This window comes from Citrobacter sp. KH_055_1 (genome assembly GCF_057838705.1).
The window spans coordinates 1,863,073-1,888,852 of the sequence record NZ_CM174473.1; the positions used below are offsets into that span (position 1 = coordinate 1,863,073).

30 protein-coding genes and 1 riboswitch are annotated in these 25,780 nt (G+C 53.6%); of the genes, 12 read left to right on the plus strand and 18 right to left on the minus strand.

Features of this window, described 5'->3' with window-relative positions; translation table 11 throughout:
* Nucleotide 1 precedes the first annotated feature (1 nt).
* The 18 genes from pduU to pduA are packed head-to-tail and all read right to left on the minus strand — an operon-like array spanning nt 2 to nt 14,146.
* Complete coding sequence (pduU, locus tag AC3ITF_RS08600; RefSeq protein WP_096756638.1) at nt 2-352, minus strand: propanediol utilization microcompartment protein PduU; 351 nt, start codon at nt 350-352, stop codon at nt 2-4.
* Nucleotides 352-906, minus strand: coding sequence for a propanediol utilization microcompartment protein PduT (gene pduT, locus AC3ITF_RS08605; protein ID WP_046275683.1), 555 nt, complete (start codon nt 904-906; stop codon nt 352-354). Before pduT ends, pduU begins: the two co-directional genes overlap by 1 nt.
* 2 nt (nt 907-908) lie before the next feature.
* The gene (gene pduS, locus AC3ITF_RS08610; RefSeq protein WP_137362955.1) at nt 909-2,264 is read right to left on the minus strand and encodes a cobalamin reductase PduS; all 1,356 of its coding nucleotides are present in this window, start codon (nt 2,262-2,264) and stop codon (nt 909-911) included.
* Nucleotides 2,261-3,373 carry a 1-propanol dehydrogenase PduQ gene (locus AC3ITF_RS08615; protein WP_115258149.1) on the minus strand — a complete coding sequence of 371 codons (1,113 nt, stop codon included), beginning with the start codon at nt 3,371-3,373 and terminating at the stop codon, nt 2,261-2,263. Before AC3ITF_RS08615 ends, pduS begins: the two co-directional genes overlap by 4 nt.
* A gap of 10 nt (nt 3,374-3,383) precedes the next feature.
* A complete protein-coding gene (gene pduP / locus AC3ITF_RS08620; RefSeq protein ID WP_181491231.1) occupies nt 3,384-4,769 on the minus strand; it encodes a CoA-acylating propionaldehyde dehydrogenase PduP in 1,386 nt (461 codons plus the stop codon).
* The gene (gene pduO, locus AC3ITF_RS08625) at nt 4,766-5,773 is read right to left on the minus strand and encodes a two-domain cob(I)yrinic acid a,c-diamide adenosyltransferase PduO (protein ID WP_489176337.1); all 1,008 of its coding nucleotides are present in this window, start codon (nt 5,771-5,773) and stop codon (nt 4,766-4,768) included. Before pduO ends, pduP begins: the two co-directional genes overlap by 4 nt.
* An 8-nt stretch (nt 5,774-5,781) precedes the next feature.
* Nucleotides 5,782-6,057 (minus strand): EutN/CcmL family microcompartment protein, encoded by a 276-nt coding sequence (locus tag AC3ITF_RS08630; protein WP_096756643.1) that lies wholly within the window; start codon nt 6,055-6,057, stop codon nt 5,782-5,784.
* A gap of 3 nt (nt 6,058-6,060) precedes the next feature.
* A complete protein-coding gene (pduM, locus tag AC3ITF_RS08635) occupies nt 6,061-6,552 on the minus strand; it encodes a microcompartment protein PduM (protein WP_115258152.1) in 492 nt (163 codons plus the stop codon).
* On the minus strand, nt 6,549-7,181 hold the full coding sequence (locus AC3ITF_RS08640; RefSeq protein WP_115258153.1) for a phosphate propanoyltransferase: 633 nt from the start codon (nt 7,179-7,181) through the stop codon (nt 6,549-6,551). The genes pduM and AC3ITF_RS08640 overlap by 4 nt, the downstream gene beginning before the upstream one ends.
* Nucleotides 7,181-7,645: a BMC domain-containing protein gene (locus AC3ITF_RS08645; protein ID WP_137362950.1), complete on the minus strand. Its 465-nt coding sequence runs from the start codon at nt 7,643-7,645 to the stop codon at nt 7,181-7,183. Before AC3ITF_RS08645 ends, AC3ITF_RS08640 begins: the two co-directional genes overlap by 1 nt.
* Before the next feature lie 23 nt (nt 7,646-7,668).
* A complete protein-coding gene (pduJ, locus tag AC3ITF_RS08650; protein WP_001057752.1) occupies nt 7,669-7,944 on the minus strand; it encodes a propanediol utilization microcompartment protein PduJ in 276 nt (91 codons plus the stop codon).
* 19 nt (nt 7,945-7,963) lie between these two features.
* A complete protein-coding gene (locus AC3ITF_RS08655; protein WP_096756647.1) occupies nt 7,964-8,314 on the minus strand; it encodes a glycerol dehydratase reactivase beta/small subunit family protein in 351 nt (116 codons plus the stop codon).
* Nucleotides 8,304-10,136, minus strand: coding sequence for a diol dehydratase reactivase subunit alpha (locus tag AC3ITF_RS08660; protein ID WP_489176437.1), 1,833 nt, complete (start codon nt 10,134-10,136; stop codon nt 8,304-8,306). Before AC3ITF_RS08660 ends, AC3ITF_RS08655 begins: the two co-directional genes overlap by 11 nt.
* A 15-nt stretch (nt 10,137-10,151) precedes the next feature.
* Nucleotides 10,152-10,670, minus strand: a complete 519-nt coding sequence (gene pduE, locus AC3ITF_RS08665; RefSeq protein WP_115258155.1) for a propanediol dehydratase small subunit PduE — start codon at nt 10,668-10,670, stop codon at nt 10,152-10,154.
* A gap of 14 nt (nt 10,671-10,684) precedes the next feature.
* Nucleotides 10,685-11,359 carry a propanediol dehydratase medium subunit PduD gene (gene pduD / locus AC3ITF_RS08670; protein ID WP_096756649.1) on the minus strand — a complete coding sequence of 225 codons (675 nt, stop codon included), beginning with the start codon at nt 11,357-11,359 and terminating at the stop codon, nt 10,685-10,687.
* A gap of 10 nt (nt 11,360-11,369) precedes the next feature.
* Complete coding sequence (pduC, locus tag AC3ITF_RS08675; RefSeq protein ID WP_174360488.1) at nt 11,370-13,034, minus strand: propanediol dehydratase large subunit PduC; 1,665 nt, start codon at nt 13,032-13,034, stop codon at nt 11,370-11,372.
* 18 nt (nt 13,035-13,052) lie between these two features.
* Nucleotides 13,053-13,865, minus strand: a complete 813-nt coding sequence (gene pduB, locus AC3ITF_RS08680) for a propanediol utilization microcompartment protein PduB (RefSeq protein WP_096756651.1) — start codon at nt 13,863-13,865, stop codon at nt 13,053-13,055.
* Nucleotides 13,865-14,146 (minus strand): propanediol utilization microcompartment protein PduA, encoded by a 282-nt coding sequence (gene pduA / locus AC3ITF_RS08685; RefSeq protein WP_003030255.1) that lies wholly within the window; start codon nt 14,144-14,146, stop codon nt 13,865-13,867. Before pduA ends, pduB begins: the two co-directional genes overlap by 1 nt.
* 525 nt (nt 14,147-14,671) lie before the next feature.
* Here pduA and pduF point away from each other — a divergent pair.
* The 12 genes from pduF to AC3ITF_RS08745 all read left to right on the plus strand — a co-directional run bounded on the left by pduF (nt 14,672) and on the right by AC3ITF_RS08745 (nt 25,773).
* On the plus strand, nt 14,672-15,481 hold the full coding sequence (pduF, locus tag AC3ITF_RS08690) for a propanediol diffusion facilitator PduF (protein WP_096756652.1): 810 nt from the start codon (nt 14,672-14,674) through the stop codon (nt 15,479-15,481).
* Between the two features lie 204 nt (nt 15,482-15,685).
* Nucleotides 15,686-16,597 (plus strand): transcriptional regulator PocR, encoded by a 912-nt coding sequence (gene pocR, locus AC3ITF_RS08695; protein WP_117343318.1) that lies wholly within the window; start codon nt 15,686-15,688, stop codon nt 16,595-16,597.
* A 331-nt stretch (nt 16,598-16,928) separates the two neighbouring features.
* Nucleotides 16,929-17,103, plus strand: a riboswitch (cobalamin riboswitch).
* An 88-nt stretch (nt 17,104-17,191) separates the two neighbouring features.
* Nucleotides 17,192-18,571 carry a cobyrinic acid a,c-diamide synthase CobB gene (locus tag AC3ITF_RS08700; RefSeq protein ID WP_489176338.1) on the plus strand — a complete coding sequence of 460 codons (1,380 nt, stop codon included), beginning with the start codon at nt 17,192-17,194 and terminating at the stop codon, nt 18,569-18,571.
* Nucleotides 18,568-19,527, plus strand: coding sequence for an adenosylcobinamide-phosphate synthase CbiB (cbiB, locus tag AC3ITF_RS08705; protein ID WP_135911854.1), 960 nt, complete (start codon nt 18,568-18,570; stop codon nt 19,525-19,527). The genes AC3ITF_RS08700 and cbiB overlap by 4 nt, the downstream gene beginning before the upstream one ends.
* A 10-nt stretch (nt 19,528-19,537) precedes the next feature.
* Nucleotides 19,538-20,170: a cobalt-precorrin-8 methylmutase gene (locus tag AC3ITF_RS08710; protein WP_096756656.1), complete on the plus strand. Its 633-nt coding sequence runs from the start codon at nt 19,538-19,540 to the stop codon at nt 20,168-20,170.
* A complete protein-coding gene (cbiD, locus tag AC3ITF_RS08715; RefSeq protein WP_115258159.1) occupies nt 20,167-21,315 on the plus strand; it encodes a cobalt-precorrin-5B (C(1))-methyltransferase CbiD in 1,149 nt (382 codons plus the stop codon). Before AC3ITF_RS08710 ends, cbiD begins: the two co-directional genes overlap by 4 nt.
* The gene (locus tag AC3ITF_RS08720; RefSeq protein ID WP_115258160.1) at nt 21,300-21,905 is read left to right on the plus strand and encodes a cobalt-precorrin-7 (C(5))-methyltransferase; all 606 of its coding nucleotides are present in this window, start codon (nt 21,300-21,302) and stop codon (nt 21,903-21,905) included. Before cbiD ends, AC3ITF_RS08720 begins: the two co-directional genes overlap by 16 nt.
* Nucleotides 21,895-22,464 carry a decarboxylating cobalt-precorrin-6B (C(15))-methyltransferase gene (locus AC3ITF_RS08725; protein ID WP_137362944.1) on the plus strand — a complete coding sequence of 190 codons (570 nt, stop codon included), beginning with the start codon at nt 21,895-21,897 and terminating at the stop codon, nt 22,462-22,464. Before AC3ITF_RS08720 ends, AC3ITF_RS08725 begins: the two co-directional genes overlap by 11 nt.
* Nucleotides 22,457-23,230 (plus strand): cobalt-precorrin-4 methyltransferase, encoded by a 774-nt coding sequence (locus tag AC3ITF_RS08730; protein ID WP_117343322.1) that lies wholly within the window; start codon nt 22,457-22,459, stop codon nt 23,228-23,230. The genes AC3ITF_RS08725 and AC3ITF_RS08730 overlap by 8 nt, the downstream gene beginning before the upstream one ends.
* Nucleotides 23,211-24,266 (plus strand): cobalt-precorrin 5A hydrolase, encoded by a 1,056-nt coding sequence (gene cbiG, locus AC3ITF_RS08735; RefSeq protein WP_115258162.1) that lies wholly within the window; start codon nt 23,211-23,213, stop codon nt 24,264-24,266. Before AC3ITF_RS08730 ends, cbiG begins: the two co-directional genes overlap by 20 nt.
* Nucleotides 24,266-24,991 carry a precorrin-3B C(17)-methyltransferase gene (locus AC3ITF_RS08740; RefSeq protein ID WP_096756662.1) on the plus strand — a complete coding sequence of 242 codons (726 nt, stop codon included), beginning with the start codon at nt 24,266-24,268 and terminating at the stop codon, nt 24,989-24,991. Before cbiG ends, AC3ITF_RS08740 begins: the two co-directional genes overlap by 1 nt.
* Complete coding sequence (locus tag AC3ITF_RS08745) at nt 24,988-25,773, plus strand: cobalt-precorrin-6A reductase (RefSeq protein ID WP_115258163.1); 786 nt, start codon at nt 24,988-24,990, stop codon at nt 25,771-25,773. The genes AC3ITF_RS08740 and AC3ITF_RS08745 overlap by 4 nt, the downstream gene beginning before the upstream one ends.
* The last annotated feature ends 7 nt before the right edge of the window (nt 25,774-25,780 follow it).

Sequence of the window (25,780 nt, forward strand, 5' to 3'; positions counted from 1 at the left end):
GTCATGTCCGCGTAATCGGGCAGGCGGTAAAACGCATCATTTCGCCCAGCGTGCGGGTAACTTGTTTCAGCGCGTACTCAACGGCCGAAACATCACCGGTTAATACGACTGCGCCGGTAAAGCGGTCCAGAAAACCAATCTCTACTGCACCCGATTTAGTGGCGATATCACAGGCGATAATGGAGGCTTCGCTGGGCGTAATAGTTAAAATGCCAATCGCCGAGACTGAATCCTGCAAGCCAAGTTTCTTGAACAAATCTTTACCAGGATTAGCAATAAGATGCGCCAGTGTGACCTGTTTTCCGGGCACATATTCCTGAATCATACGATCCGTCGTCGGCTGCATTTCCATCACCCCTCCACCATTTGGCGCCACATGCTTTCATGCGGACGTGGGATCACCGAGCGATAGACCAGCAGACCTTTTTCACCAGCACTTTCGCTGGCGACCGTCACGGCGTTATTCACATCGGAAACATCGCCCGCGACAACCATGTAGCACTTACCGCCAATACCAAACGCCATATGCACTCTTACCAGCGTGACATTGGAGGCTTTTACCGCGCGGTCGGCGGCACAAATACAAGCCGCAACGCTCCAGGTTTCAACAATCCCTACCGCCTGACGTTTATCTACACTATTGAGTCCGCTGATCGCCGGCAGAACGCTGGCATGAATGTTAGGCAGGACCAGGCTGTCGACGAGCATATCTCCAGCAAGTGAGGTTCCTGTGGCAATGGCCTGCTGTATTGCGCCAACGTCACCACCCAGCATCAGCAAAAATTTTCCCGGGCAGATGGTTTTACTGACCAGCAAATTCACATTAGCGCTTTTCAGCATCGCATCGCCGGCTTCCATTCCTTTGGCAATGCTGGTGAGTTCTAAAATCCCTATAGCCTGAGACATGGTTAACCTCTTATTACCGTGATGGACTGATCTGTGATTTCGCTGACAATACCGTCAATACTGGCGTGAACCTGCGCACCTAATGCGCCCTCGGGTATCTCTGCAACACATTGGCCGCGCACAACGCGCTCCCCTTTTTGCACACAAGGAATGGCACTGGCACCAATATGCTGGCGTAACAACAACGTTGTTTTTTCAGTGGGATGATCTGTCTGGTCTAATGGTGCATCGTGATACCAGTCACTGAGACCCAGTTTGGTAATAAGCCGTTTCACCGGAATCAGACGGTACTTCGCCATTTCATCTTCAGGGTTTAACGGGCCTTCATAACGATGATTGAGCGCACGTAGCTCGCGTTTGAGCATGCGGTTAATGCGCATCGGAGAAATCCCCACCGGACAGGCCACGCTTTCACAGACGTTGCATTCTGAGCAAGTCAGGGCGGTGAGCAGTAATTGCGGTGTGGCGGCCTGCTGATAGTTGACCGCGCGAACCAGCAAATGTGGTGAGAGTTCATGACCAATCAAGTGTCGTGGACACAGATCCGTGCACAAGCGGCACTGCTCGCAGACGGTTTTGGCAACTGAGAGCACGGTCCGTTCATCCTGCATCCGTCGCTGGATCAGCGCATGGGATTTCGGTAGTACCAGCAGGCCACCGGTCGTTTTACTGACTGGCGTATCCAGAGAAGTAATCAGACCGCCCATCATCGGACCGCCGTTAATAAATCCGGGGTCATCGACGGTAGCGCCGCCAGCCAATGCCAGCACTTCGCGCAGCGACATACCGACAGGTACGGTCAGGGTAACCGGCCGGGCAACTGCGCCATTGACGGTTAATGTACGACGTGTAACGGGGAACTGCTGTTCAACGGCTCGTGCGATGTTAAGTACGGTCTGGACGTTATTGACCACCACGCCCACACTAACCGGGAGAGCAGCAGGAGGCACCCGCCGTCCGGTTGCCATCCAGATTGTCAGCACTTCATCGCCAGCCGGGTAGACATCAGGCAAAATGTGTAACCTGATATCGGCGGGCAGGAGAGGTGTTAACGCACTGATGGCTTTCTGATATTTTTCTTTAAGGGCGATAATGCCGGCGCTGGCGCCAGTGGTCTTCATGGCATACTGCACGCCGCGTATCAGTCGGGCCGCCTGCACGGCCATTAATTGCTGATCAACCTTCAGCATCGGCTCGCATTCTGCAGCATTGACCAGAAACGTATCGACCTGCGCCTGCAGTTTGACATGGGCAGGAAAGCCGGCACCACCGGCTCCCACTACACCTGCAGCGCGCACGCGATCGCGTATTGTCTGAGCATCATAACAAATGGGTTCAGCCGTCATGGCTGTATTCATAATAATTCCTCAAGCAGTTCCTGGATGGCAGCGGCATCAGCATCGCGGGGATTCGTTTGCAGCGTGGCATCCGCCAGAGCCGCCTGAACCATCGAGGGAATACGCTGTGACCAGGTTTGCTTTCCGTCTTTGAGCGCGTCTGTGAAAGAGGGTAACGCACACTGTTTTTTGAGTTGCTCAATATGATGAATTAGCGCATTGAGTGCCGCCGTATCGTTTGCGTTATCAGGGCATAAGTGGCAGGCCTTCGCGAAGCGGGCATACCGTTTTGTGGCCCTGGGATCGCGGGCATTAAAGTGAATCACAGAGGTCAGGAGTAGTGCGTTAGCAAGGCCGTGCGGCAGATGAAACTGACCGCCAAGCTGATGCGCTATGGCATGGTTAATTCCAAGACCAGCCTGGCTAAACGCCATCCCCGCGAGGGTTGAGGCGTTGTGCATTTTTCCTCGGGTAGCCAGGCAATCGCCTTTGCTGACGGCGATGGGCAGATACTGGAAGACAATTTGCGCTGCTTTTTCAGCCAGGGCGTCAGTGAAGTCGCTGGCCTTGGTGGAGACGTACGCTTCAAGCGCATGCGTCAGCACGTCCATTCCGGTATTGGCGGTGATGGCAGGCGGTACGCTGACCACCAGCATTGGGTCAAGGATCGCCATATCCGGGTAGAGGGCATTATTAAATAACGGATATTTAATGCCTTTCTCCGGATCGCCGATCACGCAGGCGCTGGTCACTTCAGAGCCTGTGCCGCTGGTGGTGGGGATGGCTACACAGGTTTCGATTTCGATGCCAAACTGACGGCTGAACCAAACAATCGCTTTCGCTGCATCAAGCGCCGACCCTCCACCAAAGCCAATCACCACATCCGGTCGCAGGGACTGCATTTGTGCAATCCCTTGTACTACCGTATTGATGGTGGGATCGGGTGTGATATCACTGAACACGCTAATGCGATTATCCGCAGGTAACGCATCGCGCAGCGTTGCAATCAGCGGCGAACGCGCAAGAAAACCATCGCAAATAATCCAGATATGCTTATTCGTGAAGCGTTTGAGCACGCTCAAACTGCCCTGGCCGCTGTACAATCGAGTTTGCAGTGAAAAGCTATTCATTACGGCCTCATTAGCGGATAGAAAAACCGTTGGTCAGCACGCAACGACGAGAACGTGCAAACGTTCGCGCAGACGTTGTCCCTTCACCGGTTGGGGTGGCGATGGTAAAGGTGGTGAAACCTTCGCCGCCGACGCCAATACCGGCGTAAGAGGGGCCATTTTTCACAAAAATAGACGTTTGCAACGTGCGAGCAGCAAGATTCAAACGCGACACATTTTGTGAGTGCATAATGGCAGTATGGTGCAGTCCCTCTTCAACCTTCAGCGCCAACGTTAGCGCACTGTCAAAATCGTTAACCGTCACGACAGGGAGCATGGGCATCAACTGTTCGCTGGTAACCCACACATCGTCAGCCTTGACGACGCCTATCAACAGACGAGGCGCTTTTGTCGGAACGGGTATACCCGCCGCTTTCAGTAACGTTGCCGGGCTTTTTCCGACAAGTTTCTTATTCGCCATTCCCTCTGGCAGACAGGTGGCGCGTAGTTTGTCCACTTCTTCGCTGTTTAGCAGCAACGCCCCAAAAGACTGCATTTGTTGAATCAGCCGTTCGGCAACCGCTTCGACAACAATTAGGCTTTTCTCTGCAATGCAGGGCAGATTGTAATCAAACGATGCGCCGTTGATGATGTCTTCCGCGGCCTTAACCAGATCGGCGGTTTCATCAACGATGCAGGGGGGGTTCCCGGCACCGGCACCAATGACTTTTTTCCCGCTTTTCATACCCATAGCTACAATGCCCGGGCCACCGGTAATCGCCAGAACTGCGATTTTAGGGTGCGCCATCATCTGCTGGGTAGCTTCAAAAGTGGGTTCTGTGACTGTGACAACAAGATTTCGGATCCCGCAGCAGCGGAAGGCAATATCTTCAATCATGGCAATCAGCTTGAGTGAAACCACTTTAGCGCCCGGGTGCGGGCTGAAGTAAACGCTATTCCCGGCAGCTAACATACTGATGCTGTTGTTAATAATGGTTTCCGTTGGGTTGGTGCTAGGAGCAACGGAACCCATTACGCCAAAGGGGGAATATTCAAATAGCACCATGCCGCCATCACCGGTGAGGGCGGTTGTGGTTAGATCTTCAATACCGGGGGTGTTATCCAGCGCGGCTTTATTTTTGAGAAATTTATCTTCTTTGTTGCCCATTCCCGTTTCGGTTGCGCTTTCTGCCGCCAACGAGGCCAGATGAGGTGTCAGTTCTTCCCGCAGAGCGCTAATAATGGCGCTACGGGTTTTCAGTGGGCATTGCTGATAACGTAAAAAGGCCTGATGCGCGGCATCGATTGCTTCACCGACGGATGGAAAAATACCGCCACCCTTTATCTCTGCTTTTGCCGGTTCTAGCTGTTCAGTCAAAATAGTGCGGATAAGGGTTTCAAGTTCTGACGTATTCATTGATGTGTTCTCACGTTAATCGCCGCAATGGCGGTTTCTGCAATGTCCATATCCTGCTCAACGCTTCCTCCGCTGATGCCAAGACCCCCAAGGAGTAAACCTTCTCGCCATAGTGCGTATCCGCCACCAAGCGTGACGACTTTTCCCTGCATATGGCTTTCCAGACCGTAAAGTGCGGCGCCCGGTTGCACCGCTGCGCTCAGTTCATGGGTGGCGGTTTTCATCGCCACGGCGGTCCACGCTTTTTTCGGTGCCAGCTCGCTACTGACGAGCAGGGCATCGGGCATGCGCCAGGTCACTGTTTGTGTACCGTTTGCATCCACAATGCTGATGACAACTGGAACTTTGAGTGCTTGTGCACGCGCTACCGCCGTACGCGTAAGCTGATGGAGTTCCTGAAATGACAATGACATAGCAGACTCCTGAACTGCCGATGGCTGGGTCGCTGCCACGTAACGCTCAGCCACCTTCTGAATGAGCGTGTTTTGGTGCGCGTCATAATCTTCAGCCCTGGCGAGCGCATATAAGCAATCGGACAGGCGGTTGATATAGCGCATCAGTACCTGTCGGATGGAGGCATCTGTGGAGAGTTCGACAAGCCGTCTTTCAGCGCGACGGGCAAGCGTGCGGGCGAAGTGCAGACGGCTGGCGGCTTCACAGCGTCCGGGCAAAATAAAACTGTGCAGGGGAGGCACTCGCGCCATCGCGGTATCGATGGCAGCCTCAAGTGCTGCAATGTCTTCCGAGCTGATGTAGCGTTGGGCGGGCGTGGGCTGTTCGCTTTCACTGGCCAGTTCGGCACTGAACCAAAACAGCTGTAACTGAATTTCTTCAAGTAACACACGGTGTTGCGGGCTTTGTGCCGCGCAGACGCACAGACTCAGCGCCGCGTTGAGTTCGTCCAGCGTGCCGTAAGCCTCAACGCGCGGGTGTGTTTTACTGACGCGCTGTCCGCTAAAGAGCGCTGTCGTACCGGCATCGCCTGTTCGGGTATAAATCGCCATAGTTCCTCCTAGCGAGAAAGCGTGTCGACAATGCCAACGATGGCCAGATCGATAGCCTCATTGGGGCCGCTAAAAACGTGTCTGGCGCTGGAGCCGCTGCTGAGTAAAACCAGCTCACCGGTACCGGCACCCACTGAATCAACTGCGACCTCGTCCCCCGCTGTTGGCGATTGCGGTAGTTCGCCGTCGGCCGTTACCCGACGTACCAGTAACAGTTTTTTTCCAACCAGTGACGGTGATTTTTGCGTGGATACCACGACGCCTGTAACGCGTGCCAGATGCATGGTTCACTCCTGCTTAATTAATTGGATATTGCGCATACTGACGGTTTCTTTTGCCAGTGCGGTCACAACACATCGACGGCGTAACACCAGAAACCCACCTTGTAATCGGGCTACATCGGCATAACTTAAAAGCGTCTCGGGATGCAGAATGATGGTTTGCCCGCGTTCATCACTGAACTCCAGCGGCAGTCGCGCGAGTTTTCGTACGGGGATCGCCGGTAGCAATTGATGCTGCAGCGATATCTTCACGCGAACGCCACAGGCCAGGGCCTCGTGGAGAGTGATCGCTGACACATCGGATGAATCGTGTTGCGCAATATGCGCCAGCAGCGGTAAATCAGCGTGCTCGATAATCAGAGCGGAGTACTGACAAACCAGCGCCCGGGGATCGGCTTCCCGTAACTGCGCGACGCTCAGAGAGAGCGAACTGTCCGCGCGTTTTTGTAATCGGGAGACGACCTCCCCGATGATGCGTTGCAGCAGTTCATTGTTCATCGTGAGCTCACCAGCGTGGCGAATGCCTGTGGGCTATCCGCCCCTGCAGCATTGGCTTCGTCAGTGTCGATATGCATTTCAAGACGCATATCCGGCGATACGCGAACGGCAACGTTATCGAAGATCAGTCTGCGTTCATCTCCATTGATGGCGACGGAGACTTTATCGCCATGTGACACGCGTAGGATCAGCGCATCAAGCGGTGACATATGAATGTGCCGCTGGGCGACAATCACTCCGCATGAGATATCCAGTTCAGCAAAAGGACTCACCAGGCGAATGCCCGGCGTTCCCTGAATATTGCCGGACATACGCAACGGCGCAGCGATACCCAGCGTGCGGGCGTCGGTGCGGGAGATTTCTACCTGGCTGGTGCTACGCAGCGGTCCCAGCAAACGCACATTTTTTAGCTGGCCTTTTGGACCCACCAGCGTAACGGTCTGATCTGCGGCATATTGTCCAGGCTGCAGCAGACCTTTTTTCTCGCTGATGGGCTGATTGGGAAACAAACGAGCGTAATCTTCAGCACAAAGATGGATATGACGATTAGAGATCCCCAGTGGAATAGGGCGCTCGCGCATTTCATCCAGTACTTTACTGACCGTAGTCTCCAGTTGCTGTTTATCCATTACGCTTCACCTCGTTTGCCAGAATGCAGGCAGAGTGAGCGAGGCTCTCCCTTCTGGCGCGGACAGGCAGGGTCGAGACATAAATTGCAGCTAATCAGGTCTGTATCTTGTGGTGCTTCGGGTAATTCACTTTCCACAACCACCTGTACTTCCACCTCGACAGGTGTGGATTCAGGGATGGGCTCAGGTGTCGAAACGACGCTGTGCGAAAGGATGCCTTCCCCGGGTCTGGAAATGACTTTGTGCGCAACCAGACCTTCCCGCTGGTCTGCAAAGCTGGCACCGGTGGAAATGGCCGCCTGCACGGAGGCCACATCCCCGATGATTTTGATCACCGTCCAGCCTGAGCCGTTGGTTTTTTCGAGGCCCACCAGCGTGATGGAGGCGGCTTTCGCCATGACATCCGCGCAACTGATGGCTAATGCCAGACCACTAACTTCAAGTAATCCCAGTGATTGCTTCACGCTGTGCTCCTTGTTGCAACGGTTTAAGCGGATTTAGGTAAAATGGCTTCGACGTCGCTGTGTGGACGCGGGATGACGTGGCAGGATTTCACCTCGCCAACGGCGCTGGCGGCAGCGCTGCCAGCGTCTACAGCAGCTTTAACCGCGCCGACATCCCCACGAACCATGACGGTGATAAGGCCCGAGCCAATTTTTTCGTAACCAACCAACTGCACGTTAGCGGATTTCACCATGGCATCAGCGGCTTCAATAGCGCCGACAAGCCCTTTTGTTTCAACCAGTCCCAGTGCGTTATTCATACTGCTTTTCTCCTGTGGATTATGAGTGGCATTCCCGGAAGGGAATGCCTTTAACCAGCCGCGCAGCGTTATTGCCGATGCGCCGACGAGCGTGGCTATCTTGTTGATACGTCAGCGTAAAAAGTGGCGCTGAGGTCGGTAAATTTTTGTAGTGCACAACCAGTTGTTCCCGGTTACATCCAATGCCGACGAGCAGCGGTGACTGACATGCCGCCAGCCATGCGCTGTGGATGATGTCGGCGGAATGGCTCTCCTGAACCACAAAGGGGATCCCTTCTTCTTCAATACCCAGCAGGACGTCATTCCAGAGTGACATGTCCTCTCCCAGGGTGAAGATCACGATAGCCGGTGCGCTGAGGTTACTTTCCATGAGCAAATGCCTTGTACCAGGAGAGGATAAGCCCAGTTGCGACAGCATTTCGTGGGCCTTCGGTACCGCGAATATTGCCGCGACCCGCAACCAGCCGGTAGTGCGCCAGCGCATCCGTTACCAGCTGTGGAACTTCGAAGTCCAGAGAAGAGCCACCAACCAGAACCACAAACGGGATGTCGCGAATATTTCCTGTGGGGCTAACCTGACGAAGCGCTCTCAGCGCATTGGTGACAAAAACGCGTTCCTTGGCGCTGCGGCGAATGACGCGAACTTTCTCCAGAGCCAGGTCCCCAGGTAATGGCACCAGTTCATCGGGTTTCACCACACAGACCCGGGCGAATACCGTTGGCGGCAGGGGAGAAGGAAAGAACTGAACGCTGCCATCTTCGTGGCGAAGGTGGAACAGGCTTTCTACTTTCGCCAGCGGATATTTTTTGATCTCCTCGGCGAGGTAACGATCTTCCAGTCCCAGTTCACGGGCAATAATCATCGTGACCATATCGCCCGCACCCGCCAGGTGTGTGGCAATAATTTCGCCTTTTGGATTAATGATTGAGGCGTCAGTGGAACCTGCGCCGAGATCCAGAATGGCCAGCGGACGCGTCGTGCCCGGCGTAGTGAGGGCACCCAGGATGGCCGCTTCGGCTTCAGCGCCGCCTACCTGAACGTCGATGTTGAGCTTTTGCGTGATCTCCTGGGCTATCATCGCCATTTGCAGGCGATCTGATTTCACCATTGAGGCAATACCCACCGCCTGTTCCAGCGAGAACTCTCCGGCGAGTCCCCCCGTCACGCTGACGGGAACGGAGGTATCAACTGCCAATAAATCCTGGATGAAGATTTCATGGCTGGACTTGTTGGTTAACTCCGCCATGGTCTGGCGTACATGTTCCAGCATGCCGCCAATATTGGTTCCTGCTTCGCCGATAACGTTATCAAGCCGAGGGTATTCGCCTACCGCCTTCATAATGGCTTCCGCGCCTGCGGCAACGTCGACGCGAACAGTACGTCCTTGCGACTGGAGTTCGAGGTTTCCGGCAGGAATGGCTCGCGCTTTTACATCGCCCGACGGTGTTTTCACGACGACCGCTGAGCGGTTACCAATCAGGGCACGTGCCATGGGGACAATATTTTTGGTCTCGTCCGCATTCAGGTTAAAAACAGTCGCAATCCCGTAAGGATTAGAGAGTGTTTCAATCACCTTTCCGGGGATAGCGACCTCAATGGCCGCCAGCATCCCTAATGGGATCCGATCGATATAGCGCACTTCGTCGACGATGGGCAGCGGCGTAGTAAGACGGTTGCTGACCAGCACGCCATCGTCCTGTTGCAAAATAACGCCGGTTAGCTGATATCCGGCGCGAACGGAGGCATTAATCATGGTGGCGACATCGGCAAAATCGAATGCCGATGACACCACCAGGATATAAGGCATATCCGCCGGACGGGTTAACAACTCTTCCGGCGTAATTGTGACGCCAACACCTAACCCGACCCCACCAGGCGTTTTAGGGTTGTGGCCTATCATGGTTGACTCGGTGATGATGGTTTCGGTGATCGTCTCCATCGCCACATCACCAATGACCGGCGTGGCTTCGTTAATACGGATGAGCGAAATATCGCTGACATTGATGCCTGCATTTTTTGCTGCAAGCGTAAGCGCCTCCTGAATACCAAACACATTACGTAACGTGCCCTTAATTCCAGTCGTTTCTGCCAGTGCGCTGGTTGTAATGCTCAGCGTGCCAGCGTCATCCAGAGTCGCGAGAGCGACTTCTGTTGATGAGTTGCCTATGTCAATGCCAGCTATATATCGCATCATTTTTCCCTAAAATTAATCGTCACCTTTGAGTTTCTTACGTTCGACGTACAGCACTGCTGCTTCACGTACGAAGGCTGCGCAAATCTTTGCCTGATAACGATTTTCGAGATCGTCGGCGATGGCCATCAGCTCGTCTTTGGTTGAGCGGTATGGGCGCAGGGCGTTGTAGATCTCAAGGATGCGATCGTCAGGTACTGCGGTCAGTTCTGCGGCACGTTCAAAGTTCATCGCCAGCCTGTCACGTCCGGCATCTTTGGCGATATCCGCCTGAATGCGCAGCGTTTCTGGTGTGATACGCATATCCTGTGCGGTGACCTTATTGCTCAGCACATTTTCGAGCGTGAAGTCATCCAGCGTTTTATTGGTGGCGGTTTTTACCCACTCAGGGTGTTTATTGGCGAGCGGGTAATCCGTCACTTTCGCGGTATGCGCTGATGAACCAGTCGCGGCTGGAGTGACGGTCTCTCCCTGCAGACTGTTCATTCGGCTCAACACATCCCGAACCATCGATTCAATTGCGTCGGTATTCATGGAGTTATCCTTTATCAAAGCGCCACGCGCAGTTCCTGCGGGTTTTTGCCCGTCACGACGTATTTGGTCTCTTTAATGTGCAGAATGGCTGATTTCGCCTGGTACTTCGGACGCGCCATCTGATCATTCAACGTCGGGACCGGTTGTGGAGATTCACGCTTGGCGTAACGCGCGGCGTTCTTACCGATCTGCCGGTAGGTTTCCAGCGTCAGGAGTGGGGCCTGAGGGAACAGCTCCAGGTTAGAAAGCGGCGGTAACCCCTGCTGGTGGATAACCGTGGTGCCTTTGGACTGGATGCCGATTGAAATACCGGAACCACTCAGACGGTTACCTTCCACGGCGACAAACGCCACATCGGAGGATTTAAAGCAGCGGATGACGCGTGCTTTAATGCCTTCTTCTTCAATACCCGCGATCACTTCGCGCAAAATATTCTTGTGCGGAATACCGACGATATTGACGGTCTGCGAGAGCCCAAACGCCGGACCAACGGCAATAATCACTTCATCCTGCTGCTGACCCTGTTTGGCTTCGCCAATTTCGGTCAGAAAACTGTCACCAGGCGCGGTCGCCATCTGCGGTGCAGTTGCCGCAGCAGACGAGCGGAAAGAAACAGGCTTATCGCTGGTCTGCATTTCAGACAGCACATCTTCAATTATCTGGCGCAGCAGCTTTTCATTGATTTCCATAGTTCACCCCTTAGCCAAGCTCGTTGGGATCAAGTGCGCCGGGGATGTTTTTAATTTCTTCCCAGCGTTCGCCTTGCAGGCGATAACCTGTTGCCGGACCGGCATAATCGTTGACGTCATTCACCGCGGAAAGCACCTGTCCGTCGCCGACGATAATGGCGGAGGTATGCAGATAGTCTCCGGTTAACTTGGCTTTCTGGATGTTGAGCATATCCTGAGCAACATCGGTAAATCCGCCCTGGGCCAGGGCTTTCACCACTTCCAGTCCGTTGCGGTTTTTGCTGATGATCTCTTGCGCAAACTTAATGTCTTCAACGATGTTACGTTCTGGCATATCTTTCGAGCCGTGGGCGTAAGTCGCGGCTTCAACTTCTTCATCGGTGATGGGTGGCAATCCCATTCCAGCAAACACTGCCTGCAGTGCGCGGGCCGCTTTGTTACGAATGGCGATTACGTCTTCTTCACGCACCGGACGCAAACCCCCGTCGACTTTCAGGTCACGCTGGAGAACGTTGTAGTCGTCAAAGTCTTCGGCATCTTCGTTAGAGCCTGCAAACATGTTGTCGTAGTTCGGCACGGCGGAATAGCCGGAAGAGATGAAGTCAGTTCCTGGCAGGAATTGCATCAGCAAACGCGCGGTACGGCGCATATCCGAGTGGGTAAAGGTTTGGTCGTTACTGGAGGCGCATTCGAGATCCAGTGACGAGCAGATCAGGTTTTCTGCCAGCACTGCGCGGATACCTGACGGTACGGCGGAAGGGACGCCGATGCAGCTAACGGACCCGTTCTGTAAACCCTGCACGCCAGCGGCTTTGGTGATGTAAATGCAGCGGGCTTCCAGATACAACATGGATTTGCCTTCTGCATAACCCATCTGCACTTCTGAGCCTGAGCCTGAGGTAAAGCGCATTTTCAGACCGCGTGAGGCATAAGAAGAGGCCAGGAAGCCTTTTGACCATGGGGTATCGTCACCATCGGTAAAGACCGGCTCAGTACCGTACACGGAAATCGTTTCTGCATAGCAGGTGTGGCCTAACATGCCGAGTTTGAGTTCGGTGGCTTCTTCCAGCGAGCACTGGGTTAATACGCCGGGACGCCCAACCTGTGAACCGACCAGCAGAGCAATAGCGTTAAACGGGGCATAGCGTGCCACGGCAACGGTTGTTTCCTGCTCGTCAAATCCACGCCATGCGCCTTCTGCTGCATCGGCCGCAATCTGCACCGGGTTGTCTTTAACGTTAGTGACGTGCGCTTGTTGAGAAGGGGTTCTGCGGGCGCGCATTTTCTGCATCGACATCATCATTTCGACGACGTTCATATGCGAAACCACTTCGACAATTTTTGCCGGTGTCATCGCGGTGGTCAGCGGAACGATGTCTTTGCGTTTCACATTAGGATCGCAGAGCATATTGGCGAGTTTGATCGAGTCCATCGCCATCACTTCTTCAGCGCGCGCCAGATTAATACCGTAGCGGGCAATGAAATGGTCTATCAAATCAAATTCACTGGCGGCTTTACCATCCAGTTCGGTGACCATACCGTTAACGATTTTTATGGACGGTTTTGGGTCGTTCGGGCTTTCCATCGCAATGAAGCCTTCTTCGATCCACTCCTTAACGAAGCCGTCCTGATTCACAGGGCGTTTCGCCAGTGCTTCAAATCTTTTCGATCTCATGAATCAGCCTCACGGGTATCAGATGTAGGACGGACGATCGTTTTTCGGTTCTGAGCCGAGGGTCGCAAGCACGGTTTTACCGATTTCGCGCGCGGAGATGACTGCCTGACGTACGGCGCCAGAGTCACCGGAAATAACCAGAATGGCTTCGTTACTGAAGCTGGTACCATGGGCAGGGGAGCTATAAGCCACCACTTCGACGTTGGCCGATTTCAGTGCGGTATCGGCCATCAGTACACCAACCGATGCCGGTGCGCCGACGATCACACCACAGGCACGACCAATGGGTGCGCCGAAGGCTTTTTCCAGCGCATAGCTGGCACGTGCGGTGTATTGCATTTCGATGTGACCGGCTTCATTGGCGTAGACATCACCAAATGTGCGATCCAGTTCTTTCAGCGCGACTTCAATTCCGCGTTTTACGTCGGAAACATCGTTGCCGCCTAGGATAATCAGTGAACCGTGGCCTGCTCCGCCTTTGGTATCTCGCGGAAGCTCAATGCTCACCACTTCAGTATTGGTGGCTTTTACCGCTTCATCCGCGGCCATGATATGGGGGCCTGCGCCGGTACGGGCGCCTAGAATGCCAATGGAGCGATAGCGTTTTTCAAGCTTCATCGCGTCCAGTAAGGCGCTGTCGACGTTGGCGATCACCAGACCGACGGTGTCGCCAATCGCGGTGCCGACAAATTCCGTTAAACTGCAGCTTTTCTCTGCCATAGCCGTCTCTCGTGTTGGAAGATTATTTTCAGGGATAGCCTTGTGTTCTGGCGTTGCCACCCGAGCAATCACCTGCGCCATGATCTGTTCAACCAGCTCATTGCTGCTCATCAGCTAATTCCCTTCGGTAAGATTTTTTCGACATCGGTATGAGGACGTGGGATCACGTGTACGGCTTTCACTTCACCCACATTACGTGCGGCAGCGGCGCCTGCATCTGTTGCCGCTTTTACCGCGCCAACATCACCGCGAACAATCACGGTGACCAGCCCTGAACCAATTTTTTCGTAGCCGACCAGCATCACATTGGCTGACTTCACCATTGCATCTGCGGCCTCTATGGCTGCAGTTAAGCCTTTGGTTTCTACCATTCCTAACGCTTCTTGTTGCATAAAGACCTCGCCTGGGTTGTTCCGATTTTCATGACTATAAAAAGAAGCGAGGAAAAAGAATGGCTGACTTGAAACGGAGAGTGAAAAAATAGTAAGTGATCGGTGATATAAAATTGCTTGATATTCTTTTATCTGATTGTTTTTAAATGTTTTTTATTATTTTGCGGATGTGAAAATTTGGTTATGTCAATACCAGATTTACATTTTTGCTAGTGACACGATAAATATCATTTGCTATGCGGGGGAAATGAAATTGTGATGTTTGTTTGAAAACAGAAATCTGCTGTTGGCAATATTTTATTATTTTTATAATGCGTTTTTAATAGGGCTAATGCCCGTTTTTGTTAGCTGTTTTAATAATGCTGACAGCAAGAATTTGTTATCACTACACGATTTTAAAAAGGTGGAAGTGCTCAGATTGCCAACAATTTGCCGACGGCGCTTTTTATAGTAAGCCTTGAAGTACTCTACTGCCAGCAGGGAGTCCGCTGGTACAGACACGAACTCTGCTTAGAAGGTGTCACAATGAACGATTCACTAAAAGCGCAATGCATTGCCGAGTTTTTAGGTACCGGGCTGTTCCTGTTTTTTGGCATTGGATGCCTGAGTGCCCTTAAGGTGGCCGGTGCGAGTTTAGGGTTATGGGAAATATGCATCATTTGGGGTCTTGGGATTTCGCTGGCGGTCTACCTGACTGCCGGAATATCCGGGGCACACCTCAACCCTGCGATTACCATCGCTCTGTGGCTGTTTGCCTGTTTCCCTGGGCGTAAAGTTTTACCCTATACGGTCGCGCAAGTCGCGGGTGCCTTTGGCGGCGCGTTGCTGGCCTATTTGCTGTACGGCAGTTTATTCATTGAATATGAGACGGCGCACCATATGGTTCGTGGCAGTCTTGAAAGCCTGCAACTGGCCAGTATTTTTAGTACTTATCCGGCCTCTGCGCTTAGCGTATGGCAAGCGGCGCTGGTGGAAGTGGTCATCACGTCCATTCTGATGGGTATGATTATGGCGCTTACGGACGATGGCAATGGGGTGCCTAAAGGTCCTCTCGCGCCATTGCTGATTGGTATTCTGGTTGCCGTCATCGGTGCATCAACAGGTCCGCTCACAGGATTTGCCATGAATCCGGCGCGTGATTTTGGTCCTAAGTTGTTTGCCTGGTTTGCCGGATGGGGAGATGTTGCGATGACGGGGGGACGCGATATCCCATACTTTATCGTCCCGATTGTGGCACCGATCATCGGTGCGTGCGCCGGGGCAGCAATTTATCGTTACTTTATTGGCAAAAATTTACCGTGTAATACTTGTAAGCTGGAGGAAAATGAGAACTAGCTTCATGGAAATTGTTTATTTCTGAAATGCAAAAACTGATTTCGTGATCCGGTTTCCTGAACAGCTTAAAAAGTCTCCCCACAATGGGAGACTTTTGTTATGGTCCATTAACACCTTTTATCATTGCGTCTAATAGCGAGATGAAAAGTGAATGTAAATAATGTGTTTTTATTTATAACAATAAATTAACTGAGAGGTTTTATCATGATTTCTGCGAGCGCCCTGAACTCAGAACTCATTAATAAAATCGCACAGGATTTTGCACAGGCCACCAGTCTGGCCGTTGTGGTTGTCAATATTCACGGTGATGAAATTTCTGAACTCTTTAATTTTACCCCTTTCTGCCAGTTGATGCGCCAGCACCCGCAACACAGCACGCGATGCCGTATGAGCGATCGTTGTGGGGGCCTTGAAGCATCAAAATCAGACCAGCCGTGTATTTATCGCTGTCATGCCGGCCTTACCGATTTTTCTATCCCTTTGGTGATTGCAGGCCACTTGGTTGGTTTTGTTTTATGCGGTCAGGTGCGCTTAAGCAATGACGTAGGCCTGGTTGATATTTTGAGTGTCGATGATCGCTGGCAAGCCGATCCCGAACTGCTCAATGAATTTCGTAATGTTCCGGAAATGGACTATTCTCGCGTCATCGCCTCTGCAGATTTGTTGAAGTTGATTGTTGAAAATTGCCTTAAAAAACAATTGAATTTCGTTGTCATTAAAGACAGTACACAGCAGTCAGAGTCGGTGCGTCCAACCCGTAGCCCGACTCCTCATGACAGTAAAATGAAAAAAGCGTTGCGCTATATCGACGCACATTTGTCGGATGAGCTTCGCCTCGAGGAGGTGGCTTCGCATGTTTATCTCAGTCCGTACTATTTCAGCAAGCTGTTCAAAAAATATCAGGGGATCGGTTTTAATGCCTGGGTAAACCAACAGCGAATGGCAAGTGCTAAAGAGTTGCTTTGTCATAGTGACTGGAGTATTGCCAGTATTGCGCGAAATTTAGGCTTTTCGCAAACCAGTTATTTTTGCAAAGTTTTCCGCCAGACATACCAGGTGACGCCGCAGGCTTTTCGCCAGCAAATTAGTGTTGTTTCGTCCGAAGAGTCAGCATAAATAGCAATATTTTGCTATTGCCGATTTTTGATATCGTATTGTATGTCCGTCATTATAAAATGAAAAATAAGGATAGAAGACAATAAATTGTCATAGCGCAACAAAGTAATAGTGTCTGAAGGATAAACTGCACCAGTTTTTATTTTTGTGATGAGATACAGTGTCTGTGTGAATGACTTTCTTTATTATTAATTGAAGCTTTCATACGGAATGCAAACTTAAGAATAAGCTGAATGACGCCATAACATTGGCTGAATGAGCGTAAAAGATATTTAAATGAATTTTTGTCATGAGGTGTGTTAATTCATCTCATGCCTGGAGCTTAATAGAATTTGCTCCTGAGCTGACAGGTTTACCACGTTTGTGGTAGGGAAGGGGGTGAGAATCCCCCGCAGCCCCCGCTGCTGTGATGCTGACGACCCCGTATAGACCACTGATCGCGAGATTGGGAAGGACGGGTGAGAATGACGCTAAGCCAGAAGACCTGCCTGTCAGTGACTACCAACAACTTCGGTGGGAAGTGGGTTGCTCAGATGCATACAGTCGAAAGACTGGGTATCTCTACACCCCTACCACCCTGAACAGGATCAGGGTATGGCGGCCAATTTTCGCGCGTTTGTTCTTGCAGGTACCGGAAGCGGCTGTGGTAAAACCACGGTAACGCTGGGCTTGTTGAGTCTGCTGAAAAAACGCGGTTTGCGCGTCCAGCCTTGCAAAGTCGGTCCTGATTATCTGGATACCGGCTGGCATACCGCCGTATCTGGCACAGCCTCCCGCAATCTTGATAGCTTCATGCTCCCCACTTCCACGCTGAACGCCTTATTTTGCGAACATATGCAGCATGCGGATATCGCCGTCATCGAAGGCGTTATGGGGTTGTATGACGGTTATGGTACGGACCCCAATTACTGCAGTTCCGCCGCGATGGCGAAGCAGCTGGGCTGTCCGGTCATTTTGCTGGTGGACGGTAAAGCCGTCTCAACGTCAATTGCTGCCACGGTGATGGGATTCCAGCATTTTGATCCAACGCTGAACATTGCTGGCGTGATTGTTAACCGGGTAAACAGCGAAACGCATTACCAGCTACTTAAAGTCGCCATCGAACGCTACTGTTCGATACCTGTATTGGGCTATGTTCCCCGCGTGGATGGCGTGGCGCTCCCTGAGCGTCATCTGGGACTGGTGACCGCGCGGGAATCAATCGTCAATCAGTTGCCGTGGCAGGAATTTGCTACAACGCTTGAGCAAACGTTAGATATCGACGCGCTGCTGGCCTTAAGCCAGTTAGACACCCCACCGGTGGGCGAATGGCCCGCGCTTCCTGCCTCCGATGCCGGAGCTGGACTGACGCTTGCCATTGCTGATGACGAAGCATTCAACTTCTACTATCCGGATAACATTACGCTACTGGCGCGCACGGGCCTCAATATTGTCCGTTTCAGCCCGCTACACGACAGCCGTCTCCCTGATTGCCAGATGATCTGGCTAGGGGGCGGATACCCTGAGCTGCACGCTGCCGGGCTTGCCCAAAATTCCACCATGCTGGCGCAACTGCGTGCGGCTCATCAGCGCGGTGTGGCGATTTACGCGGAGTGCGGTGGTCTGATGTACCTGGGGAGTTCGCTGGAAGACAGCAACGGCGATATCTGGCCGATGGGGGATATTATTCCCGGTCACAGCAAAATGGGCAAACGTCTGACCCGATTTGGCTATTGTGAAGCGCAGGCCGAACAACAAACCTTACTCGCTGCGCCCGGTGACGTGCTGCGCGGACATGAATTTCACTATTCCGATTTTACCCCTCAAACCCAGGCCGTGATGAGCTGTCGCAAAGTTCGCGATGGCGAAACGTTACAGGCGTGGTCTGGCGGTTGGCAGGTTGGCAATGCGTTTGCCAGCTACCTGCACGTTCATTTTGCTCAGCGTCCTGAGATGCTTAATCACTGGCTGGACGCCGCGAGGAGCGTGAAATGACACTGCTCGCGTGGTGTGTCGCCTGGCTGCTTGATTTTATCATTGGCGATCCGCAGAGCTGGCCGCATCCGGTACGTTGGATTGGCAATCTCATTACCACTGTGCAGCGCCTGGTGCGCCGCTACTGCCATAGCGATGGCATGCTGCGTATCGGTGGCGCAGTGCTGTGGGTTGTGGTGGTCGGCGTGACCTGGGGCGTTTCATGGGGCGTACTGGCGCTGGCGCAATCGCTTCATCCGTGGCTAGGGTGGGGCGTCGAGGTGTGGATGATCTTTACCGTGTTGGCTGGCCGCTGCCTGGCGAATGCCGCACGAGATGTCGAACGTCCACTGCGTGCCAATAATCTCACAGAAAGTCGGGAAAAACTCTCCTGGATTGTGGGGCGTGACACCTCACAATTACAGCCGAAACAGATCAATCGCGCGGTGGTGGAAACCATCGCTGAAAACACCGTGGACGGCATCATTGCACCGCTGTTCTTCCTGTTTCTCGGCGGTGCCCCGTTGGCGATGGCCTACAAAGCGGTGAACACCCTGGACTCCATGGTTGGCTATAAAAATGAAAAGTACCGCGCTATCGGGATGGTCAGTGCGCGACTGGATGATGTCGCGAATTTGATTCCTGCCCGACTGGGGTGGCTGTTGCTCGGGTGCGCTGCATTTTTATGCCGTAAAGACGGCTTCGGTGCATTACACATTGGTTGGCGCGATCGCTACAACCACAGCAGTCCAAACTGTGCCTGGTCCGAGGGGGCCGTTGCCGGGGCATTAGGCATTCGACTGGGTGGTCCTAACGACTACTTTGGCGAGCGCGTTGAGAAACCGTGGATCGGTGATGCACAACGAGACATTTCAGTAGACGACATTTCCCAAACGATACGATTGATGTGGGTAGCATCGACCCTGGCCCTGGCGCTATTTATTGCGCTGCGGTGGCTGTTGGTCGGTGTGGCCTGAGGACAAAACAATGCAATACATTCAGCAACCCCAGGCGATTGAAGCCAAAAGTTTCGACATCATTGGCGACATTATTCGTGAAACCCGCCCGGACTATCAGTTTGCCAGCCCATTACATGAGGCCATCATCAAGCGGGTGATCCACACCACCGCTGACTTCGACTGGCTGGACATTTTGTGGTTTTCCGATGATGTACTGGCGCAGTTTTGCGCCGCGTTAAACCGATCAAGCGTGATTTATACCGATACTACGATGGCCCTTTCCGGGATCAACAAAACGTTGCTGGCAAAATTCGGCGGAGAATGCCGCTGTTACATCAGCGACCCGCGAGTGGTGCGCGCCGCAAAAGAACAGGGTATCACTCGTTCGATGGCCGCCGTCGACATTGCGGTTCAGGAAGAGGGCGAAAAGCTGTTTGTCTTTGGCAATGCGCCGACGGCGCTGTTCCGCCTGATGGAACATGATGTTGCCGTGAGCGGCGTGGTCGGTGTGCCGGTAGGGTTTGTCGGCGCGGAGGAGTCAAAAGATGCGCTGACGAAAAGTCATCTGCCTGCCATAGCTGCCCTGGGCCGCAAAGGCGGAAGCAACGTCGCAGCCGCTATCGTCAACGCGATGCTCTACCACATGCAGGGGGCGCGATGAGCGACCAACCCTTTGACGCACCGGTATGGCACAACGGTAAAGCGCTGCGCAAAGGGTACACCACCGGATCGTGTGCGACGGCAGCAGCCAAAGTCGCTGCATTGATGGTATTGCGTCAGCATTTGATCCATCAAGTATCCATAGTCACCCCGTCCGGGGTCACGCTATGCCTGAACGTTGAGTCGCCGCACATTGAAGGGCAGCAGGCGATTGCCGCTATTCGTAAAGACGGCGGCGATGATGTGGACGCCACCCACGGGATGCTGATTTTTGCTCGTGTGACGCTAGACGACAGCGGCGAAATAGCGCTGCAGGGCGGCGAAGGTGTCGGCACGGTCACCCGCAAAGGAATTGGCCTACCGGTAGGCAGTTCGGCAATCAATCGCACGCCGCGTCAGACTATTGAGTCAGCGGTTCGCGAGGCGATCGGCCCAAATCGTGGGGCACAGATTGAAATTTTTGCCCCGGAAGGTGAAGAGCGGGCGCAGAAAACCTACAACTCGCGTCTGGGTATTCTAGGCGGCATTTCCATTATCGGCACCACCGGCATTGTTACGCCCATGTCGGAAGAGAGCTGGAAGCGTTCATTGTCGCTGGAGTTGGAAATCAAACGTGCGGCGGGACTTGAACACGTGGTGCTGGTGCCGGGTAACCATGGCGAACGTTTTGTCCGAGAACAGATGGGGATTGACACGCAGGTGGTGGTCACCATGAGCAACTTTGTCGGCTACATGATTGAAGAGGCCGTCCGCCTTGGGTTCAAACAAATCGTTCTCGTCGGACATCCGGGCAAGCTCATCAAAATTGCAGCGGGTATTTTCCATACCCACAGCCATATTGCCGACGCGCGTATGGAAACTCTGGTCGCCCACCTGGCGCTGCTCGGTGCGCCGCTGGAATTACTGACGTTGGTCAGCGACTGCGATACCACCGAAGCCGCGATGGAGCACATCGATGCCTACGGTTTTCAGCATATTTACGATCATCTGGCTAAACGTATCTGCATGCGTGTCCTGCAGACTTTGCGTTTTACCAAAAATCCGCCGACCTGCGACGCCATCATGTTCTCTTTTGATAACCAGATCCTCGGCAGCAACCGCCCGGTCACAGAGATTGCGCAGGAGATGACATGCTTACCGTTGTAGGGATGGGACCCGCGGGGTTGCATTTGATGACGCCCGCAGCACGCGAGTCTGTCGCCACGGCGGATGTGCTGGTCGGTGGTAAACGGCATTTGCAGCAGTTCCCGGATTTTACCGGCGAGCGGTTTGCCCTTGGCGCCAATATCCCGGAGTTATTAACCTGGATTGGCGAGCATCAGGGGAAGCATGTAGTGGTACTGGCCTCTGGCGATCCGTTGTTCTACGGCATTGGCACCCGGATGGTGGCGCATTTTGGCATTGAACATGTGCGCATTATTCCTGGCATCAGTGCGGTGCAATATCTGTGCGCGCAGTCCGGTATTGATATGAACGACATGTGGCTGACCAGTAGCCACGGCCGTAGCGTCTGTTTCGATGAACTGGCACGACATAACAAGGTGGCGATGGTCACGGATGCCCTGTGCGGTCCGCGCGAAATTGCACATCAGCTTATTGCCCGTGGTAAGGGGCATCGCTGGATGGTGATTGGCGAAAACCTGGCAATGGAAAATGAACGCATCCACTGCCTGCCGCTCAGTGAAATTAATGCCGACTATGACATGAATGCAGTGGTGATCCTCGATGAAAGATGAGCTTTTTCTGCGTGGAGAGAAGGTGCCGATGACCAAAGAAGCGGTCCGTGCACTTGCCCTCTCAAAACTTGAATTACACCGTGCCACGCACCTGATTGATATTGGCGCAGGAACCGGCAGCGTGTCGATAGAAGCGGCGTTGCAATATCCATCGCTACGCGTGACGGCGATTGAGCGTAACCCGGCGGCACTCAGACTGCTGGACGAGAATCGCCAGCACTTTGCCTGCGCCAACGTTGATATTTATCCCGGTATCGCGCCGATGACCATCGCGGAAAAAGCTGATGCCATCTTTATGGGCGGCAGTGGCGGTCACCTGACCGACCTGATCGACTGGTCGATGCGTCAACTGCATCCCGCCGGACGGCTGGTAATGACCTTCATTCTTCAGGAAAACCTGAATACCGCGCTGGCGCATCTGGAGCACCTTGGCGTGCAGGGTGTGGACTGCCTGCAAGTGCAGGTGTCATCACTGACCACGCTTGGCAGTGGCCACTATTTCAAACCGAATAATCCCGTTTTTGTTATCGCCTGTCAGAAGGAAGGAAACCATGTCTGAGATATTTGATCCCCGTAGTGTGTGGTTTGTTGGCGCTGGTCCTGGCGATCGCGAGCTGATTACCCTCAAAGGTTACCGGTTGCTGCAGCAAGCGCAGGTGGTTATCTATGCCGGATCGCTGATTAACACCGAACTGCTGGAATATTGCCCACCTGACGCTGAGTGTCACGACAGCGCCGAACTGCATCTGGAACAAATCCTCGACTTGATGGAAGCCGGTGTAAAAGCGGGTAAAACGGTTGTGCGTCTGCAAACCGGCGACGTCTCGCTGTACGGCTCGGTCCGCGAGCAGGGTGAAGAGCTGACCAAACGCGGGATTGAATGGCAGGTGGTGCCAGGCGTCAGCGCGTTCCTCGGGGCAGCGGCAGAACTCGGCGTCGAGTATACGGTACCTGAAGTGTCGCAGAGTCTGATCATTACCCGTCTTGAAGGTCGTACGCCGGTACCGGAGCGCGAACAACTGGAGGCGTTTGCCAGTCACCAGACGTCAATGGCGATTTATCTTTCCGTCCAGCGTATCCATCGGGTGGCTGAGCGTCTGATTGAAGGCGGTTATCCGGCGACCACGCCAGTGGCGGTCATCTATAAAGCCACCTGGCCTGAAAGCCAGACCGTACGTGGCACCCTTGAGGATATTGGCGACAAAGTGCGCGATGCGGGGATCCGCAAAACGGCGCTTATTCTGGTCGGCAACTTCCTGGGCTCGGAGTATCACTACTCCAAACTCTATGCGGCGGACTTTAGCCATGAATACCGTAAAGCCTGAGTCTATCGCGTTGTTCTGCCTGACGCCCGGCGGTGTTTTGCTGGCGAAGCGTCTGGCGGCAATGCTACCGGTGACCTGTTTCACCAGTGAAAAATTGCTGGAGGAGGGATTTCTTCCCTTCGAAAACGGGTTTGCCAATGCGGCCCGCGATGCGTTTGCGAACTATTCGGCGCTGATTTTTATCGGCGCGACCGGTATTGCGGTACGTGTGCTGGCCCCGCTGGTTAACGACAAGTTTTGTGACCCGGCGGTGGTCGTGATCGATGAGCGTGCGCAGCATGTCATCAGCCTGCTGTCGGGCCATGCGGGGGGCGCTAACACGTTGGCGCGCTACCTGGCGGGCATGCTGGGTGCGGATCCGGTGATCACCACGGCGACGGATGTGAATGACATGGCGGCCCTTGATACGCTGGCGTTTCAACTGAATGCGCGAATGACCGACTTCCGTTCGGTGGTAAAAATCGTTAATCAGATGCTGGTCAGCAACAAGCGGGTTGGCCTGTGGTGGGACGACGAACTGGCGCAGGACGTCAGTCATTGCGATCGTCGTGGTTTCATCACGGTGACTGACCTGAACCAACTCCCTGAACTCGATGCGCTGATTTGCATCACCTTGCGGACCGATCTCCCCGAGTTGCCCCTTCCGCACTGGAAGTTGGTGCCACAGCGGGTTGTCGCCGGGATTGGCTGTCGTCGCGATACGCCGTTCCCGCTGTTAGCTGAACTGCTTTCCCGCCAACTTGAAGCCCAACGGCTCGATCCGTTGGCACTAAAAGCCATCGGCAGCATTACGCTGAAAAAAGATGAACAGGGGCTTATCCAACTGGCTTCCTGCTGTCGCGTACCTTTCGAAACCTTTACTGCTGACGCGCTGCGTGAGCATGAACACCGTTTTCCTGCCTCATCGTTTGTGCGTAAAACGGTCGGGACGGGGAGCGTCTCCGGTCCTGCAGCCTGGCTGCTGAGCCATGGACAACTGTTAGGCGAGACCCTGCGTGAACAGGGCGTCACTATTACTTTGGGAGTTTCACACTGATGTTAACCGTAATTGGAATTGGTCCTGGCTCGCAGGCAATGATGACCATGGAAGCCGTTGAAGCACTGAAAGCGGCAGAAATTATCGTGGGTTACAAAACCTACACCCACCTGGTAAAAGCCTTCACCGGCGATAAGCAGGTGATCAAAACCGGGATGTGCAAAGAGATAGAACGCTGCCAGGCTGCGATTGAGCTAGCGCAGGCCGGTCATAACGTGGCGCTAATCAGCAGCGGCGATGCCGGAATTTACGGCATGGCCGGGCTGGTGCTTGAGCTGGTCAGCAAGCAGAAACTGGATGTTGAGGTCAAGCTAATTCCAGGGATGACTGCCAGCATTGCCGCCGCCTCTTTGCTCGGTGCTCCGCTGATGCACGACTTCTGCCATATCAGTTTAAGCGACCTGTTAACACCGTGGCCGGTGATTGAAAAACGCATTGTGGCTGCGGGCGAAGCTGACTTCGTGATTTGTTTCTATAACCCGCGCAGCCGTGGCCGCGAAGGGCATCTGGCACGTGCTTTTGAGCTGCTTTCTGCCAGCAAAAGTGCACAAACGCCGGTGGGTATCGTGAAGTCAGCCGGACGTAAAAAACAGGAAAAATGGCTGACCACGCTCGGCGAAATGGACTTTGAACCGGTGGATATGACCAGCCTGGTGATTGTCGGCAACAAAACGACCTACGTTCAGGATGGCCTGATGATCACCCCACGTGGTTATGTACTGTGAATTACGGTGATGTGCTGGTCATGGGCGGTACCAGCGATGCGCGCATGCTTTGCCAGCAACTGGATGCGGCGAACGTGGCTTATACCCTGTCGGTAGCCACCCCAACGGGGAAACAGCTGGCGGGCGATATTAAAGGTCAGGTGCGCTGCGGACGTCTGGAGCGGGAACACATGGTTGCCTGGCTGCAGGAAAACCGTACGCGCTGGGTGATTGATGCCTCACATCCGTATGCCGAAGTGGTGAGTCGTAACATCATGAGCGCCTGTGAAGCGGCGGGCGTGCTGCTGAGCCGCTATCAGCGCCCTGAGCAGTTGAGTGGCTTAACGCATCCGCATCTTTATACCGTGCAGAGTATTCAGCAAGCCTGCGACGTGGCGCGTCGCTTTGGCGAACGCGTGCTGCTAACCACCGGCAGCAAAGATCTGGCTATCTGGCGCGCGGGGCTGCCGGAAAAAACACTGCTGGCCCGCGTACTGCCGGTGCCTGACGTTATCCAGCAATGCGCCGATTTAGGATTTGGCGTTGGCGAAATATTCGCCCTGTGCGGGCCGTTTAGTGCTGAGTTTAATGCCGCTTTTTACCGTCAGTGTCTGGCTGACGTGGTCATCACCAAAGCATCGGGTGCTGAAGGTGGTTATCAGGAAAAAGTACAACCCTGTCTGGATGCCGGGATCCCCTGCATCGTGATTACACGTCCGGCACCGTTGGTGACGGGAGAAGAATTACTGGATAGTCAGGCCGCATTTGCGGCGCGTTTAGCGCGCTGGCTGGCTGTGGCTTAAGGAGTTA